Source organism: Shewanella sp. YLB-07 (assembly GCF_009377275.1).
The window spans coordinates 198,916-216,754 of record NZ_VOQB01000005.1; the positions used below are offsets into that span (position 1 = coordinate 198,916).

Genomic DNA, 17,839 nt, shown 5'->3' on the forward strand with positions numbered 1-17,839 from the left:
TAAGTAGGAATAATCAGGGGAAATGAATAAAAAAACGGATAGAAAAATGAATGATAAAGTGAAGAGCTAAGCTTCAAAGTCCAGAGGAAAAGAGGCTTAGCTTACACTCAAAACAGAGAATTGAATCTCACAAGCAGCAGGGAGATGAGATGACCCGCTACGGATTATAAAACCAGATGACCAGCATTAACCAGTTGCGCCTTTAGCGCTTCATTAGACTTTTCTAGCATGGTGTTATCGGCTTGCATATCGTCTAATTCGGCTTGAAGGCTTAAGAGCTTGCTTATTGTTGCGTTTTTCTCTTTTATCACCTTCTCTTCTCTCTCTTTAGAAGTCGCCAACTTAGTTTTAAGTTCACTGATCATGGTCATCAGTCTTTTTATATCTTCAGTTTTAGCTAAGCCTTGATCGCTACCGGCATAAGTCTCTGTCGATTTACCCTCTTCCATCAAGTCATCGGCTTTTTGCTTCAGAAAATGATAGCCAATCCTCACTCCGAAGAAGAGGCAAGTGAGAAAGAACACCAGAATATAATGATTACCGGCAACGGAGGCTAGCGCCGCATTGCCTCTTGCCAAAAAGTCGCCGTTGCTAGTGAAGAAAGTAGTGATTAATTGGTTGTGCCAGAATAGCCAGATCAAGACATAGGTGAGCAAGAATCTAGGAGCTATTTTTTGATTCTCATTAAAAACCAACACTGATTTTATTATTTTGGTAGACATAAAAATTCCTTTTTTTGAATAATGCCAGCTTTAAACATCCCTTTCAAGAAGACTTAATTAACAATTACTTGCAAGACGTTACTTAGCTCAATTTTAAATCAATGGACATAAAAATAGCCAAAATAAGCACAAGCTCATATAGTATGAAATCTAGATAAAATACCAAAAGGAAATGGCATGCAACTCTATATCGGCAATAAAAATTACTCTAGTTGGTCACTACGAGCTTGGTTGATGGCGGCTAAATCCGGTGTAGATTTCGAAGAAGTCATGCTAAAACTCGATACTCCCAGCTTCTATCAACAACTAAAGGGGATATCACCGACTTTAAGAGTGCCAACCTTAGTTGATGGCGATATCACAGTTTGGGACTCATTAGCCATCTGTGAATATCTCAATGATACTTATCTGGCGGGTGAGGCATGGCCCAGTGAGCCTAAGCAAAAAGCCAAGGCTCGTTCGATAGCCAATGAGATGCATTCTGGCTTTAACGCCCTACGTAATGAGCTACCGATGAATATCCGTGCCACACGCTGTCTTCAGCTTAGTGACGCGGCAAAAAAAGACCTTAAACGTATCGATGAAATTTGGTCACAACAGATGCATGAATATGATACAGCCGATACCGGTGGCTGGTTATTCGGTACCTGGTCAATCGCCGACATGATGTTCGCCCCGGTAGTCATGCGTTTTCGTACCTATGGCATCATAGTCTCTGACGCCTCACGCCGATATATGGCCCATGTTGCAGAGTGCCCGACAATGCAGCGCTGGATAGCCGACGCCTTAAAAGAAACTGATATTGTCGATGCCGACGAAGCGGGCGTTGAGCTTTGACTTATACCTATTTAAACAAATAAACTAAACGATGAATGAGGCCATACATCGGCCTCATTGTTAAGCATAAATAACCAAGGTTAGCCCGTAGCCAATCAACCCCATTAGCAAGATTCCAAACCGCTTCCCTTCAAATACGCCCAATCTGAGCTAATCTTAACTAGCAGTTTCATCAAGCTTAAAAATGAAATAAGTAACCACTGATTCATCATAGGTCACTGATTTATGAATAAAACCTTCCGCGCGTTATGTGTTTTTATTTTCTTAGTACTTTTATCAGCTAACAGCTTATCAGACTCAGGTATTACCTATACCCAAGGTGAAATCAATCCTAGGTGGGATGGCTGGCAAGAATCACACTCGGGCACGGCTTATCGCCTCGCATATGTCCACAATTTTGAGATGGATGATAACTTTTTAACCAAACACAATATCGACTTTAATCTGGAATTTGCCTACCATCACTGGCAAGACTTTCTTTATTCAGATAAGAACGGTGGCTCGGTCACTCCCATACTCAAATACCAGCTCCATTTCGACCAGCTCACTCTTTTCTTGGAAGCTGGCATAGGTGTCACTTACATCAACAGCCAATTTTATGCAGACAGAGACATGGGCTCTAAATGGCAATTCGAAGACAAGTTAGGTGTCGGCGTCATCTTGTTCAAACATCACCAAATTGGCTTTTCTTTTATCCATTACTCCAATGCTAACTTCTCCAATACCAACGATGGTCTAAACGCCATCGGCTTTAACTATGGCTACTTCTGGTAAGCATCAGTTATTGAAGCAGTGGCTAATAAATTATTAGTCATTGAAACATTAGTCTTTAAAATAGGTCTTGTCCGAGTAGTCATAGAGCCATTGCGGGCGATAGACCACCAGCAAGGTGACAGACATACCGTTGAGTAAAGCCTCAGGGAAACCAAGCAAGGGGATCAGTAAGAGGTAGTTATCACTGAGAAAGGCCCAGTCATAGTCAGTGGTCAACCAGAGCCAAGTCGCCCAAGATATGATATGAAACACGATTGACAAGAAAGCATTGATGAATGCGCCGCAGAAGATGTAAACCAGAAAGTGATGGGGCAGATATTTAAATATCTGGCTATAAACCGTAAAACATAAGAACAGAGGCAAAGCGATAGCAAGCAGGCCATATATGCCAAATTCGAACGGTTGCTTAAATATGAAGGTAGAAAAAAATAACACAGGTAATATCGCAATCACAGTCGCCATACGCCAGCCATACATCAACATCAGCACCACAAGCCCGAGAAAATGCACATGTATACCTTGAACTAGGCTGGCATTAATCAGCCATAAACTATTAAGCGCAATTGCGGCGATCAATACCTGGGTTTGCTTCTGTTTATCTTTTACCAGGACTTTGAATTCATCTGTGGGCCAGATTAGCCAAAGCCAAAATAGTAGCCCAGCTATCGACAATAATTGCCCCTGGCTATAACTCCAGTCAATCTCGCTAATTCGTTGTATCAAAAAGTCCTTCATTGACACGCCCATCCTTAATTCCTATAGGTATAAGAAGTCAATTATCTAGCGGCGTAGAGTTAACTCACTGCTAGCTAATGCAAATATATGCTATCTGAGTTTTTATACCTATAAATATTAAATCAATGTTTGAAAGCTAAACGCTCGATTCAGCTCATATTCAACTCATTTTGTTATTATTCAGCCTGATATTGTCTTTAGTGAGCAGGTGTGAGTAACGAATGGAAACATTTTTAGTGGTTTTTTTGATGATGTATTTCGGCGAGCACAAGCTCAACAAGGAAGAGATCATGCTCGAACCTGAAGCGGCGCAGATTGAACAAGTTCAAGCTGCCAATTGAGATAGATCTAACACCTCACCCAACAAGCAGCAGCGATGACTCTAGTGAGTCATCATTTCGATCATGACTAACCTTAGGTTACTTACCCCAAGGATTAGAAGAGTCTTGAGAAGGTGCTGGTCTATCCGTTTTAGACCGCCTATTTTGCGCGTAACCATCTTGAGCCTTTGGCTTATCCTTGCCATAGCGAGGACGCCCTTGCCCCTCGTTACGCTTCATATCCTCATAATCAGCAGTCGCTTTGGCTCGCATCTCGGCAATAAGCTCGATAGTTAACTCTTCAGGCTTACGGGGCACGATACCATCGGCAAAACCACGCTCACGTGGCTTAAGCTCGAATTGTGCAGAGCTTCCCTTTGGCATACGCTTGAAGCGATAAAGATAGAAACTCTCTACCCGCTCCCTCGCCCACTCAGTCTTCTTAAGAAACTTAAGGCATGCCGCCATATTAGGATTAATATTGAAACACTCTAAACGCAGGGAGGCGTATAAAATCTTCCAATCGTAAAACGCCACCAACTCGGTGAGCATAGTTTCTAAGCCTAAGCCATGTAATGGGTTGTTCTGTTGCTGTTCAATCATGGGTATCCAACTTACGCAATTTGGGTGTCTAGGCTCTAACTACTCACTCAGAGCGGCCGATATTGATATCAAGAGCCATTCAATAGCCTAATAATAACAAGAAACTCAGTCAAACACGTATAACTAATACCAATTCCATTAAATTTATGATCAATTCAGGGCTTTAAATTCAAGGCGCATTGTTGCGGAAATGGTTATTCCCTTTTGAGGCAATGCAACGCAGAAGTGGAAGTCCTGAGAAGCTCACGTAGTACGGCTGATGTTTAAAGCAAAGGGAAAAACACTTTATGCTGCGTAAGTGGCTCTCGATATACGACTGCATGGATGCTGGAGGTAGAGCAACGCAGGAGCTTGTTGCCGAGAATAACTATTAGCTTCAATCCACTTACTTGCCTACAGCGTTTTTAATTCCCGCTGAATGATCACTTACTTAATGGAACTGGTATAAATGGCTTTCTTGCCATTACTTTGTTGTCATTAGGACATTCTTCGCACTTTATTTGCTGATCGCCAGATATGAACCCGCTGCGATCATGATGCTGCCGGCACCTTGATTGAGTCGCTTATGGGCAAGTGGTGTCTTTAAGGTTTTAGCCAATTTAGCCGCACCAAATGCAATGAGCATCAGACCACTAATCAAGGCTGAACATGAAAGCACTGAAACAAGCACTATATCTTGAGTCTTCAACACAGTGAGATCGATGAACGTTGGCAAGAAAGAGATATAGAACAGAATCACTTTAGGATTAGAGGTTGAAATTAAAAAGCCCTGCACGAAACTCGCCATTGAACGACTCTCTTTCAACTCCTTTGCTTGGCTACTAACCTCGTCGCTAAGCTGTGGCAAAGCTTTAAACATTTTATAGCCTAAATAGATTAAGTAAGCTGCACCGAGATAGCGAATAACAACAAAGACTTCAGACCAATTCTCGGCTATAGTCGCAAGGCCGAAACAGGCAAAAATAAGGTAGATGAGATCGCTTGAGACCATACCGGCAGCAAGGGATATGCATTTTTTGGGGCCCTGTACCATAGCTCGAGCCAATATAGCAAACACGCCAGGACCAGGGGTAATGCCAAAAATAAACATAGCGATAAAAAATGTAATCGCACTCTCTAGGGACATCAGTTTACGCCTTATTTTAAAACATTTTAACTTTCCGAAACCCAGCTATACATGAAATATAACCATAGCCGACTTCAATAAACGCCATACTATAATGCTCGAAAAACCACGTCACAAGTACTTTATAGCGAAAATTAACTTTCTTGGGGTCTGAATATATAAAACCTCGATATCAAGCTCATCGACCAGCTCACCGGCAATGTCTTTGATAATGCCTTCAACCAATTGATTCGTCTCCATAACGGTATATTGCTCGGCATTATGGGCGCCAAAACTCGCCACTAAAACGCTGTTTCAGCCCATAAATACAAGCTCGATAACATAAGCCAGAGACAAATGAATAAACTGCTTGGTTTAATAAAACAGAACTTAGTTCGTTTCTTACCTAGAGCAGACATATCTCTAAGTACGGTCAACACAGGCTAATACGTCAATGTTCCCAAATATTTCTACCTTTTCTTATCCGCACATTAGCAGTCTGCTATTGGTTTTTTACTCCTACTCCCCCCCCTTACATACGCTTACCCAAAACAAGCTAAAACTCCTAGATAATAGAGCACGAGTGGTCAAGAAAGTCTGATGCCATAGCACATTGCAGCGACAAGAAGCCCCCATCAGTTAAGGATATATTCGCCACTGTTGATTTTCGGTCTTGCTTCAATAGCTAGGTCCAACTTGGGAAAGGTGAGAACTTTTACTGCTCCACTATGTCAGAGAAAGATAAGCGAACGAAGCAGGCTCTAAACACTGATTGTTCAAATTCGATACCTTTAATTAAAAATTTCGTGAAGAGAGTCGTACAGAACGATACCTAATTCCAAGACATGAAATAATGCCCATGAACATAACATTACGCAGAGTACTTATTACACTCTTATTGGCCTCAATCGGCTACCTAGTTACCCATGTTCCCCCCTTTTCGCGGAGCACTCTCACTGAGGGTCTAGAAGCCAAAGAGTCGGTTACCACTGAGAGTACATTCGGATAGGAATACACGAACAGATACGTACAATATGTACGCTATCAAGCGCAATCTATCCTTTTAAAAGGTAGAGCACATATTTAATAGGTTTGGTATAAGTAGCCTACAGGTTAATATTTCAGGGACTATTTATTTCAAGGGCTATTTATTTAAAGAGATAGTAAGTGGGCTCATCATTGAATCCCACTTGCAGTGCTGGCTTAACTAGAGAACCTGTATAACCTCTTCCATGGCTAAGCGAGACTTAGGTATGCTTGCATTATAGTCTTCTTGAGAGTGTTTATAGCCAATAGCCAGCGCCACCTCACTCACATAGCCACCAAGTTCATCTTTAAATATTTCACTAACCAACTCGCTATCGATACCTTCCATGCTTGTCGAGTCTATGCCTAAACGTGCTAACACATGTAAGGTGTTACCTAAGGCCAGATACGTCTGGGACTTAGTCCAGGCGGCGTTATTACCATTTTCATCTGTGTTTAATTCGGCAAAAGCAAAACCGCCGAAGGCTTGATCTCTGTCCTGAGGCTTAGTGCGTCCATCCTCAATACCTTTGTCGACAACCTTAGCGTAATCTTCACGGGTATAGCTTGGGTTATGAGCAAACAAGATAATATGTGAAGCCGATTTGATGTGTGGCTGATTAAATTGAAACTTATTGGCAAAAGTATCATGCATGCGCTGCTTGGCTTCATCGCTTTCAATCACGATAAACTTCCAAGGCTGTGAGTTGATTGAAGATGCCGATAATCGCATCGCTTCATATATCACTTCGAGATCAGCTGGTGAGACCCGTTTAGTAGAGTCATATTTTTTAGTCGTGTAACGACTTTCTAAATCAGCAATAATTGGGTTCGTCATAATTGTCTCTACATTTTTGGAGCAACCTTTTAAACGCTCACTCAAGGTAATAAGGCCGCTATAAATCGATGGGCAGAATTAGGCTATTTTTGTCATTTCGTTAACAGTAAACTTATCGACACAAGCTTCAGTTGCCGCCATGTAATCGGCTAGATGCTGGTTGCCCATATGCATTTGCCATAATTCTCGTGAAGCCCAATTCTCATAAAAGGTAAAATGCGTTGGGTTTTCGTTATCTTGATGAAGGACATAATCGATACATCCCTCCTCTGCACGAGTGATATCAATAAGCTTCAATAATTCAGCTTTAACTAATTCAACTTTTTCTGCTTTGGCGATGATGTTAGCCACAATGGTGAGCTGAGCCATATTCTTTCCTCGAGTTTGAGTTTAGGTTTAACTTGTTGGAAGCAATAATAAGCTCACCTTACCAAGATATAAACCGGGCAATCATTGAATCATTATCAATTATTTGTTGTTAATGAGCTGTCGTTTTTACACATTTAACCAGAGTACAGCATCTTAGCCTAACAAGCCTTTCAAGTACTTGAGTATGCGTCACATCACCTTCAAAAAACTTTTTATGTTAACCAAACTTTACTAACAATTCTCACATTGACATTTTCTGTCAATTCTAGAATATGGGATGGTTTTTACAGCAACTCTCCTTGCAAGGAAGAATATAAAAAAATGAAAAAATCCTTAATCGCTATCGCATTAGCCGGCACTTTTTTAGCTGGCTGTGGCACATCAGACGTTAATAACAAAGAAGCCAAAACCCAAGTCAGCACTGCAACCACCGCCAAAGCCGAGCTAGGTAGCTTCGGCGTAGATTTAGCTGCCCGCAACCAAACGGTAAAACCCGGCGATGACTTCTTTATGTATGCCAGCGGCACTTGGTATGACAACTACATCATGCCTGCCGATAAGACCCGCTACGGCGCATTTACTGGCTTGGCCGAACGCAGTGAGAAGCAGGTTAAAGAGATCATCGATGATATCGTCAGCCGCAGTAACCTAAACGATGAAGAGCAGTTGATTGCCGATTTTTATCAGGCATATATGGATACAGATACCATCAACAAACTAGGGCTCAGTCCAATCCAGGCCACCTTAGATCAAATCGCAGAAATCGAGTCTACCGATGACTTAACTAAAGTCTTTGGTCATGCCTGGCTCACCGGCGCAACATCACCGATTTCTGGAGGCATGTGGTTTAACCGCTTAGATCCAAACCAGTATGAGATGTCTATCGGTGCCGGTGGATTAGGTCTACCCGATCGCTCTTATTACCTTGAAGATAGCGAGCGCTTCGTCAACATACGCAGCGCCTATGTTGAGCATATTGCTCAGATGCTAGCCTTTGCTGACGTAACAGACGGTAAAGCAAAGGCCGAAGCTATCTTAGCTCTTGAGACTAAGATAGCCCAAGGCCAATGGCCAAGAGAGAAACGTCGTAACCGCGATCTGACCCTAAATCAGGTCAAACGCGCCGACTTGGCCAAGCAATATCCAGGCTTTAATTGGGATATCTACTTTGATGAAAAGGGCTATCAGGTCCCTCAGCTCAATATCTCCCAACCTGAGCCTGTTAATGCCATGATTGAATTGGTCAATCATGAGTCACTAAAGGTATGGCAAGACTACCTGACCTTCCACACCATCAGTAATAATTCAGAACTTTTATCTGAAGATATCAATGCAGCTAACTTTGCCTTTTACGGTAAAACCCTAAAAGGACAAGAAGAGCCTCGTCCTCGCTGGAAACGCGCTGTAGCAGAGATGTCTGGCACTCAGTCACTTGGCTTTGCCATAGGTAAGGTCTATGTGGCTCGCTACTTCCCAGAATCATCAAAGCAGCAAATGGCTGAGCTGGTAGAAAACTTACGTACCGCCTTAGGTCAACGTATCGATGGCCTGGACTGGATGGGCGATGAAACTAAGGTCAATGCTCACGCTAAGCTTGCTGCCTTCACTCCTAAAATTGGTTATCCGGATGTGTGGCAGGAGTTCGATGGCCTGACACTGACCGACAAGGACCTGGTGGGTAACGTTCATCACTTACGCCAGTTCTTTAACGCCCAAAGTGTTGCCAAAGAGCTTAAGAGAACCGATCGTAATCGTTGGGGCATGACACCCCAGCGCGTTAACGCCTACTACAACAGCTCGTTTAACGAGATAGTGTTTCCGGCGGCTATCTTGCAACCTCCATTCTTCGATCCCAATGCCGATCCAGCCGTCAACTATGGTGGTATTGGCGCGGTTATCGGTCACGAAATGGGTCACGGCTTCGATGATCAGGGTTCAAAGTCTGATGCTAACGGTATTCAGCGTAACTGGTGGACAGATGAAGACCGCGCCGCCTTCGATGCCAAAGCCGATCAACTCGCCGCTCAATACAGCAAATACGAGCCTATCCCGGATAACTTCGTCAATGGCCGTAACAGCCTAGGCGAAAATATAGGTGACGTGGGCGGTTTAGCCATGGCTTATCATGCCTACAAGCTCAGCCTCAATGGCAAAGAAGCCCCTGTGATAGACGGTATTACCGGCGATCAACGCTTCTTTCTTGCCTGGGCTCAGGTATGGAAAGAAAAACGTACTGAACAAAGCATGCTCAACCAACTTCGTGGTGGCACTCACGCACCGGGTCGTTACCGTGCCCAGGCACCACGTAACCATGATGCCTGGTACAAGGCCTTCGACGTAAAACCGGGTGATGCACTTTATCTAGCAGAAGAAGATCGTGTGCGTATCTGGTAATGATTTCGAGCCAGGCCGTTTTAAGTCATAAGCGGTAAGTTATCAGTCTCAAGTAAAAAAATACCAGTCAGATCTCTGGCTGGTATTTTTTATTCCTTATAAGACAATCCAACAACAAAGTGTTATATCGAATTAATGGTTTTGAGGTTTTAAATAGAGAAATAGCCCCGATATCTATACTCATATAGTTAAACAGATAGGAAACAGTATGACTAACGAATATACGCCAGCGAAAGTTTGGACCATGGATAATGAAAACGGCGGCCAATGGGCCAGCATCAATCGTCCCGATTCAGGTGCCAGACATGAGCAAGTATTGCCTGTAGGTAAACAGCCAATACAGCTGCACTCATTGGCAACGCCTAACGGACAAAAAGTCACCATAATGCTGGAAGAGTTACTCGCTAAAGGGGTATCAGAAGCCGAGTACGATGCCTATCTGATTAATATCGGTGAAGGCGAGCAGTTCTCCTCAGGCTTTGTCGATATCAATCCCAATTCTAAGATCCCGGCACTCACAGATAACTCAACAACTGAGTCAATAAGAGTGTTTGAATCTGGCAATATTTTGTTGTACCTCGCCGAAAAGTTTGGTTATTTTTTACCGAAAGATATCGCTGCACGCACCGAGGTGATGAATTGGCTTTTCTGGCTACAAGGCTCTGCACCTTATCTCGGTGGTGGTTTTGGCCATTTCTATGCCTACGCCCCAGAAAAATTTGAATATCCCATCAACCGCTTCGCGATGGAAACCAAACGTCAACTAGACGTACTCGATAAGCAGCTGGCAAACAATGAGTTTATCGGCGGTGACACCTACAGTATTGCAGATATAGCTATTTGGTCTTGGTACGGTAATTTAGTACTGGGTAAAATCTATGAGGCCGCTGAGTTTCTTGATGTGGCGAGCTACACCCACCTGCAACGCTGGGCAAAACAGATAGACAAACGCAGCGCGGTACAACGCGGAAAAATCGTCAACCGTACTTGGGGCGAGGAGTGGGAGCAGCTGCATGAACGTCATAGCGCATCAGACATAGATGCGGTGCTAAAGAAACAGCCTTAACATCTGGCTGTCGACATAATACCAATTCCATTAAATTTATGACGCTGAATGATCACTGACTTAATGGAACTGGTATAAGATTCCTATGGTATTAAGCAGAGCTTAATGCTTGGCTTTTACCCCGTTACGAACCATCTCTTTGCCCGTATCGAAGACTTCTTGGGTGATCCAGCGGGCATGAAGCAGTTTGTTATTGTCATCGAATACGGCGACGAAGTGGCGACCATCGGCATTATTGGTTGCCATACCGACACCGGCAACACCTTCTAGCCCCATACCACCTTTTTCTACCGACAATAAAAAGCGTTCTAGCTCTGCTAAGTTATCGATGACATCAAGTTCGTTATTCATCTGTTTAATACTCTTAATTCTGTATGCAACTGCACTCTGTATATAACGGCTAGTGTACGATTACTAGCAGTGCAGCTAGGCTTCAATATGTGGCATATTTTACCATAGTAAAGGATTGAAACTCACAGTTTAGAGAATTATCAAACCAGAATTTAAAACATATTATTAAGTGCGATACCTAAACCAAAGCGAGTTTGGCTGTGATTATAATCAATCAGGCTATCACCATAACCGTTGAAGAAGGTCACATAGCCTTTCAACTTGCCATACAATGGGGTTGTGAGATTAACCTGCACCGCACCATTACTGGTTGAAAAATTCTGACGTAATTTTACACTCAACTCATAATCGCCGAAATCGTAACCCATGCCGTATTCAGCATGCCCCATATAATCGGCAATATCTGGGTTATCATCGCCACCGGGTTCTAGCGGGTCAGTTTTAGCATCCTCAGGCAAGCGATACCAAGGTCTGACGAACCAGACCCAATTCTCTTTCTCAAAAATCAATTCAGCGAAAACCCGATTCCATGAACGGGATAGTGGTACCGAGCGGCCATTCGATTGGTGCTCTATACCAAGCATGAGACCAGTATTGCTCTCATAAGGGTGCCAATCTAACGGCATCACATAGAACAACTCAGGATTGTAATTAGTTTCTCTGAATGGACTGGAAATATCGTCGGCATATACCTGCCACCAAGCCTCGATGGTGAATGCACCATAGATTCTATCCCCTTCTACAAATAAAGAATTGTAAGTCAGAGGAAATTTAAGGCTCAATTGAAATTTTGACTCAATATTCTTTAGCCCATCATTAAAGGGTTGATCGCTGCTGTATGCGACAGGGTTAATCTCGTTAGTGGTGTAAACCGGTAAGATGTAATTCATTCTATGGGGCGTGAGCACAAACTCTGACTGTTCACTCTGTCTTTCTTGAATAATTCGCTTAGTGAGTGCACCAGCTTTAGTTTCTTTACCGAATAAAGTAATGGTGTCATCACGGGCTATAGATGTTTGTGCCTCACAAATCCCCCTAATCTCACCGAGCGTCATTTCATCGGTGCCGATTTCCACCTGTTTAGCGATACAGTCACTCATTGGCGAGGCTTGAACCTGACTAATGGTGCCTAGTAATAGAGAAGCTATACCTAAAGACTTGTAATTTAAACGTGCCAAAATAAATTCCATATCATTGTTGATGACTGCACTGAATTAATGCGCTGTCCACTGGGAAAGGGCTTCAAAATCGCCTTATTTCATTCTAGAAATAAGGCGTTAAGAGATAATAAAAACGCTATTGCCACAGTGTACATAGTAAATTAAGTTGCAATATATTCCAACAAATCAACAAAGATTTAACCTTACACCAGCTAAATTAAATCCGATCCCGTTATCGATATAGCAAAGCTCTATCTCGCCCTGTATCATACGCGGCAGACTTTTAAGATGAAGACCGACAAGATGAGTAATCCCAACAAGCCAGTCACCAATGCGCTGCTAAAGCAGGCCCACAACAACATGCCCATGGGTGTGGCCGATAGCTACCGTTACTGGGGTGAAGAAAACACCGTATTCGTTAAGAGCAGCCTGGGCTGCACCATTACCGATGCAGACGACCAAGAGTTTATCGATTTCCGCCTCGCTTACGGGCCTATTATCTTGGGCTATCGCGATAGCAGAGTCGATCAAGAAGTGGTTGCTGCCATCACAGAGCGCGGCACCATTTCAGGCTTCTCAACCGATCTTGATTCTCAGGTGGTCGAGCTGATTAAGCTGATGTGTCCGAACATTGAAAAGATGCGTTTTGCCAACTCAGGCACCGAAGCTGTGATTGGTGCGGTACGTACCGCCCGCGGTTTTACTGGCCGCAATAAGATTGTGGTGGTTGAAGGCGGTTTTCATGGTCTATACGACGAGATGATGTGGAAATCTGATGTCGATAATTGGGACAGCGAAACCCAAGCGGCGCCAAAGATTGCCGCTTTTGGTGGCGGTATTCCTGAAGCGAGTCGCGAGCACCTGGAAACAGTCCCTCTTAATGATTTTGCAGCCATTGATGACGTCTTTGCTCGTGTCGGCGATGACATTGCGGCCATAGTGATAGAGCCGATTCTAGGCAATTGTGGCAGCATCGCCTCGACCCAAGAATACATGCAAAAATTGCGTGATATCTGTGATGCCAATGGCACCTTGCTTATCATGGATGAAGTTAAAACGGGTTTCCGCGTGGCTAAAGGTGGCGCACAGGAACTCTATGGCATTCACGCCGATCTAACCACATACGCTAAGGCCATGGGCAATGGCTATCCGGTAGCCGCCTTCGGTGGTCGCAAGGAAGTCATGGACGTGATTGGCTTCGGCAAAAATGGCGTTACTCACGGTGGCACCTATACCGCTAACATGATCGCCCTAAGCGCCGCCAAAGCAACGCTGACGATTTTGAATGAAACCGATGCCTACGAGACCATCAATAAAGCCGGCGCCGATATCCAACAGGTGTTGTCACGAGTATTTACTAAACACGGTATCGAGCATAAGTTTGCCGGCCCAGATGCCATGTTCGGCATTCACTTCGGCAGTCAGGTACCCCATAACTATCGTGACTGGAAGAAGACTGACAGCGAGCTGTATACCGAGTTTGCCCATAACTTGATTAAAAGCGGCATCATGCTTGAGCCTGATTCCCGCGAGCCTTGGTTTATCTGTGAATCTCATAAGGACATAGATCTGGCCAAGCTCGAAGAGATTGCCGATGCTGCCATGGCGAAGGCCATAGCCGATCGCAAGTAAGGCTTAGCTTAAATACCCACAGCAAGCTCAAGGGTGCGATCCATGGTTAAATATGGCCGCACCTTTTGTTACTCTAATATCCCACCAGCCCCTTTTAACTAGTAAGACTCGCTTTATTGCTCTTTGCCAGATAACTAGTCGACAGATAGAAATCATTAAACACTTGCTCAAAATCACCTGAGACAGAATGCTTTACAATATCCAGAGATAACAGGGACATTTGCCACTTTTTAACGAGTGGGTAGTTCTCTAAGAAATCGAAATCAATCCTCTCCTCGACTAATTTCGCACGATACAAGATAGGTAACCAGGCAATATCGACGCGGCTTATCTCTTCGCCCATAAAGTAGCAGTGCTTACCGAGTTGCCGCTCCATATTCGCAATGGCTTTTTCAAATACGGCAAGATGAGTCTCGAACTCAGATTGAGTTTCACTTCTCATGGTGCTGCACTGTGGCACGTAGTTTTTAGACCCGTAATTTGCCCAAGCTTCTATTAAGGCCGCTTCCTCTTTAGTCTTGGCCTGATAAATCCCGCCATGAAGCGACTCCAGATAACTCACTATCGCATCGGCATCAAACAAGACTTCTCCAGACTCGGTGATTAACACTGGCGCTTTGCCATTTGGAGAGATATCGAACAAACAATTGTCAAAGTCAGCATATTCAACTTCATAAGGCAGCTTAGTCGCTTCAAGCATTGCGGTTACGTACTGAAAAAAAGGGCAAACCTTAAAACTAATGACTTTAATCATAATCAAATCCTAGGGGATGAATCCCCTCAAAGTTACCTGGGAAGTATTGAATAAAAGGGAAGTAGAGAATGTGATGACTCTAGCTAGCTAATCTCAGCTCGCGCTAGTTAACCGCAACAAGCACTAGAGCCACAAATTCCAGCCTGCTGCACATTTTGTCCCTCACCTAAGTAGGTATTAGTGAGGTAAAAATTCTTAAATAGCGGCTCAAAGTCTTCCGAAACTGTATTTCCCATGGCTAGGCTAGATAACACATTCTGTTGCCAAGCCTGAGACTTGGTCAAACCACAGAGAAAGTCATAATTAGTGTATTTTTTAACTATCGCAGCACGATGCAACAATGGCACCCAGGCAATATCGACATTACTTAGCTCATCAGACTTAAAGAACTTAGTCTTGCCGGAAAGCTGGGCCTCAACCTTAGCAAAGGCCGCAACCAACTTTTCTGAACGCTTGATAAAGATCTCTTTATCCTTGCTACTCATGGTGCCGCATTGAACCAGATAGTGTTTAGACCCTAAGTAACTCCAAGCTCTATCTTGAGCCCGCTGCTCATTGCTCACCCCTTCCTCCAAAGGACCATACTCATCTTCGATATATCCAATGATTGCATCAGACTCAAACAACGCGGTGCCAGACTCAGTTATCATCACAGGCACCTGACCATTTGGTGCCAAGTCTAAGAACCACTGTGGCTTATCTTTGAGGTTGATATATTCAATCTCGAATGGGATCTTCTTGGCTTCTAATGCAGCGGTGACACGCTGAACAAAAGGACAAATTTTAAAGCTAATTAGTTTGATCATATTTTTATCTCTCGTCTTTACAGAATGGATTGTATCTACATTGAATAAGACGAGAGTAATTCGAAAAGGATGGAAATATTTTAACGTTTTTCTTGGCAGCTTTTTACAAGGATAAAAAATGCCACTAAGTTTAACTTAGCGGCATTCAAACTGAGAGTGGATTTTTTCGATTAAAATTCTTTCGATTCAGCTAAATCGGTGGCCGTTAAATCCCAGCCTTAGTTTGCATAAAATCCAATGATGGTGCGAAGAATGAAGAGCCGGTCAGCGCCTGAGTGAAATGCAGAAGGTGATCATGATTTCCATTGCCATCACCGTGAACCATGCTCTCAAGCATCTTCTCAAAGTTATTCGAGTTACGACAGTTTGAGATAAACATCAAACCTTGCTCTTTAACCGACCCATAAGGCATGCTTTGCCTGAGGATCTCCATTGACTTACCATCACTGTCTTTTAGATTGACGCGCTTGATATGACTGGTGAGCGGCTTATCTGCTGATTCATATTCGATATTATCTTGTTTGGTTCTACCGATAATATCTTCCTGCTTTTTCTGTGGCAGACGATTCCATTTACTCAGGTTATGAGCAAACTTCTGTACATGAATATAACTGCCCGATTTAAAAGCTGCATCTTCATCACCGATCAGGGCGACCTCCTGACGACTACGTCCCTTAGGGTTTTCTGTCCCATCGACGAAACCGGTAAGATCTCGGTTGTCCATGAAACGAAAGCCTCGTTCTTCATCGACCAAGTCGACTAAACCTTCGAACATCTGCGAGATTTCATTCGCCACCAGATGCAAGATATCGAAACGATCACAGCGAACATGAACGAAGAGATCGTACTCGAGAGCCGGTGCATCCCGATTATCGGCATTCATGGCAGGAAACGGCTTGAGTTGAGCCGGACGGGCAGAAGGATACAAACTATCCCAATAGTTGGCGCCCACAGCCAGAAAACCGTTGAATGCACTATCGGCATATTGATCGGTCAACTCATAAATATATTGAGCCACATTAGCAATACAAGGACGCAGATCTGTCTCTACCCCCTCATTGGCATTAAACATCAAATATATACTGTGCAAATTTCCTTCCGCACACACACCTAACTGTTCACGAGGCATAACCTGATTATCCATCTCTCAATTACCTTCAGCACTATTTCAATTTCGGCATTATTATCCATAACTTTAGATAATAATGACATTAACTAACGCACATTTAATCACTTTGACGAAAACAATTAAGTTAACACAGTAGGCATCTGGGATCTTCAGAATACGACTAAAGAGTGAGCCTGGGCCTGAAGATGTACTTTCTGACCGGGCATAAGCTGACTGAGCTGACTCTTCACCTCATAGAAATGTTGCGACACCTGAACCTGATAATGACAAATGTTACCCAGGAAGCGACGCTCTATGATCACTCCAAGGCCTTGCTCATCGGCGGTGATTTCCAGTTGCTGGGGCCTGATAAGGATCTCACCTCGATAGCTTACTGGATGCGATAGCCGTGTGGTACTGGTGAGTAAGCCAATAGGTGTATCGACGACAAAATCATCTTTAACCGATGCGGGAATATAATTGCCACTACCTAAAAAGTCCGCGACATATCTATCCTTGGGCGCCGTGTATAGCTCCTCTGCCGTGCCATACTGGACGATATACCCCTCCTTGAACAGAGCAAGTTTGTCGGCGAACACGAAGGCTTCGTCTTTGCTATGTGTGACAAACACGGCGCTGACATTCCTCAGTTTCAGAATATTGCGGATCTCTAACATCATCTCACCGCGTACCTTGGCATCGATATTAGAGAAAGGCTCATCTAGCAGTAATAGCTCAGGCTCATAAGCCAAGGCTCTGGCGATCGAGACTCTTTGTTGTTGGCCGCCTGAGAGTTCATGGGGATAACGCTTAGCAAGCCCTTCGAGCTTGACGAGTTCGAGCATCTCATCCAGTCTGGCTAATCTTTCAGCCTTATCTAAATCTTTAACCCCGAACAGAATATTATCGGCAACGTTAAGATGCGGGAAGAGTGCATAATCCTGGAAAATCATCCCAACGCCTCTTTGTTCACTCGGGGTAAACACATGAGGTCCAGTCAAGATTTCGCCATTAATGCTGATTTCACCTTGGCTCACGGCTTGTAACCCGGCGATAGCCCTAAGCAAGGTCGTCTTACCACAACCACTGGGACCCAGAAGCGCAGCTATCTCCCCTTTTTCCAGGGTTAAATCTAACCCTTTCAACACCTGCTGACCTTGATAGTCACTGTGCACGCCTCGAATACTTAATGTCGACATTTTTTCCTTGCTCCGGCAAATAAAACCCAAAAGGATTAAT

18 protein-coding genes are annotated in these 17,839 nt (G+C 43.8%); 5 read left to right on the forward strand and 13 right to left on the reverse strand.

The window, feature by feature from the left end:
• Positions 1-164: 164 nt before the first annotated feature.
• Complete coding sequence (locus FS373_RS12810; protein ID WP_144047846.1) at positions 165-722, reverse strand: hypothetical protein; 558 nt, start codon at positions 720-722, stop codon at positions 165-167.
• Between the two features lie 177 nt (positions 723-899).
• Between FS373_RS12810 and FS373_RS12815 the strand changes: the two genes are divergently transcribed.
• Both FS373_RS12815 and FS373_RS12820 read left to right on the forward strand, forming a co-directional pair.
• Positions 900-1,559: a glutathione S-transferase family protein gene (locus FS373_RS12815; protein ID WP_144047847.1), complete on the forward strand. Its 660-nt coding sequence runs from the start codon at positions 900-902 to the stop codon at positions 1,557-1,559.
• 225 nt (positions 1,560-1,784) lie between these two features.
• A complete protein-coding gene (locus tag FS373_RS12820) occupies positions 1,785-2,333 on the forward strand; it encodes an acyloxyacyl hydrolase (RefSeq protein WP_144047848.1) in 549 nt (182 codons plus the stop codon).
• Between the two features lie 48 nt (positions 2,334-2,381).
• On the opposite strand, the gene FS373_RS12825 is transcribed toward FS373_RS12820, so the two are convergent.
• From FS373_RS12825 to FS373_RS12845, 6 genes are all read right to left on the reverse strand, one after another.
• Positions 2,382-3,068: an energy-coupling factor ABC transporter permease gene (locus FS373_RS12825; RefSeq protein ID WP_185976886.1), complete on the reverse strand. Its 687-nt coding sequence runs from the start codon at positions 3,066-3,068 to the stop codon at positions 2,382-2,384.
• 419 nt (positions 3,069-3,487) lie between these two features.
• A complete protein-coding gene (locus FS373_RS12830; RefSeq protein WP_144047849.1) occupies positions 3,488-3,991 on the reverse strand; it encodes a VF530 family DNA-binding protein in 504 nt (167 codons plus the stop codon).
• 496 nt (positions 3,992-4,487) lie between these two features.
• Entirely contained in the window at positions 4,488-5,117 is a 630-nt protein-coding gene (locus FS373_RS12835) for a LysE family translocator (protein ID WP_144047850.1), read from the reverse strand.
• Between the two features lie 111 nt (positions 5,118-5,228).
• Entirely contained in the window at positions 5,229-5,399 is a 171-nt protein-coding gene (locus FS373_RS31495; RefSeq protein WP_194165849.1) for a hypothetical protein, read from the reverse strand.
• 904 nt (positions 5,400-6,303) lie between these two features.
• On the reverse strand, positions 6,304-6,960 hold the full coding sequence (locus tag FS373_RS12840) for an NAD(P)H-dependent oxidoreductase (protein WP_144047851.1): 657 nt from the start codon (positions 6,958-6,960) through the stop codon (positions 6,304-6,306).
• 78 nt (positions 6,961-7,038) lie between these two features.
• The gene (locus FS373_RS12845; RefSeq protein ID WP_144047852.1) at positions 7,039-7,329 is read right to left on the reverse strand and encodes a putative quinol monooxygenase; all 291 of its coding nucleotides are present in this window, start codon (positions 7,327-7,329) and stop codon (positions 7,039-7,041) included.
• 321 nt (positions 7,330-7,650) lie between these two features.
• Here FS373_RS12845 and FS373_RS12850 point away from each other — a divergent pair, with 321 nt between their 5' ends.
• Positions 7,651-9,723 carry a M13 family metallopeptidase gene (locus tag FS373_RS12850; protein ID WP_144047853.1) on the forward strand — a complete coding sequence of 691 codons (2,073 nt, stop codon included), beginning with the start codon at positions 7,651-7,653 and terminating at the stop codon, positions 9,721-9,723.
• A 208-nt stretch (positions 9,724-9,931) separates the two neighbouring features.
• On the forward strand, positions 9,932-10,789 hold the full coding sequence (gene yghU, locus FS373_RS12855; protein ID WP_144047854.1) for a glutathione-dependent disulfide-bond oxidoreductase: 858 nt from the start codon (positions 9,932-9,934) through the stop codon (positions 10,787-10,789).
• Between the two features lie 102 nt (positions 10,790-10,891).
• On the opposite strand, the gene FS373_RS12860 is transcribed toward yghU, so the two are convergent.
• Entirely contained in the window at positions 10,892-11,140 is a 249-nt protein-coding gene (locus FS373_RS12860; RefSeq protein ID WP_144047855.1) for a hypothetical protein, read from the reverse strand.
• A 152-nt stretch (positions 11,141-11,292) separates the two neighbouring features.
• Complete coding sequence (locus tag FS373_RS12865; RefSeq protein WP_407695611.1) at positions 11,293-12,318, reverse strand: phospholipase A; 1,026 nt, start codon at positions 12,316-12,318, stop codon at positions 11,293-11,295.
• A gap of 285 nt (positions 12,319-12,603) precedes the next feature.
• Here FS373_RS12865 and FS373_RS12870 point away from each other — a divergent pair, with 285 nt between their 5' ends.
• Entirely contained in the window at positions 12,604-13,932 is a 1,329-nt protein-coding gene (locus FS373_RS12870) for an aspartate aminotransferase family protein (protein ID WP_144047857.1), read from the forward strand.
• Positions 13,933-14,026: 94 nt separating this feature from the next.
• Here the strand turns inward: FS373_RS12870 and FS373_RS12875 are convergent, their stop codons facing one another.
• The 4 genes from FS373_RS12875 to FS373_RS12890 all read right to left on the reverse strand — a co-directional run bounded on the left by FS373_RS12875 (position 14,027) and on the right by FS373_RS12890 (position 17,799).
• Entirely contained in the window at positions 14,027-14,686 is a 660-nt protein-coding gene (locus tag FS373_RS12875) for a glutathione S-transferase family protein (protein ID WP_144047858.1), read from the reverse strand.
• Positions 14,687-14,793: 107 nt separating this feature from the next.
• The gene (locus tag FS373_RS12880) at positions 14,794-15,492 is read right to left on the reverse strand and encodes a glutathione S-transferase (RefSeq protein WP_144047859.1); all 699 of its coding nucleotides are present in this window, start codon (positions 15,490-15,492) and stop codon (positions 14,794-14,796) included.
• Positions 15,493-15,697: 205 nt separating this feature from the next.
• Complete coding sequence (locus FS373_RS12885; protein ID WP_144047860.1) at positions 15,698-16,636, reverse strand: Dyp-type peroxidase; 939 nt, start codon at positions 16,634-16,636, stop codon at positions 15,698-15,700.
• A gap of 134 nt (positions 16,637-16,770) precedes the next feature.
• On the reverse strand, positions 16,771-17,799 hold the full coding sequence (locus FS373_RS12890) for an ABC transporter ATP-binding protein (RefSeq protein WP_144047861.1): 1,029 nt from the start codon (positions 17,797-17,799) through the stop codon (positions 16,771-16,773).
• Positions 17,800-17,839: the final 40 nt, after the last annotated feature.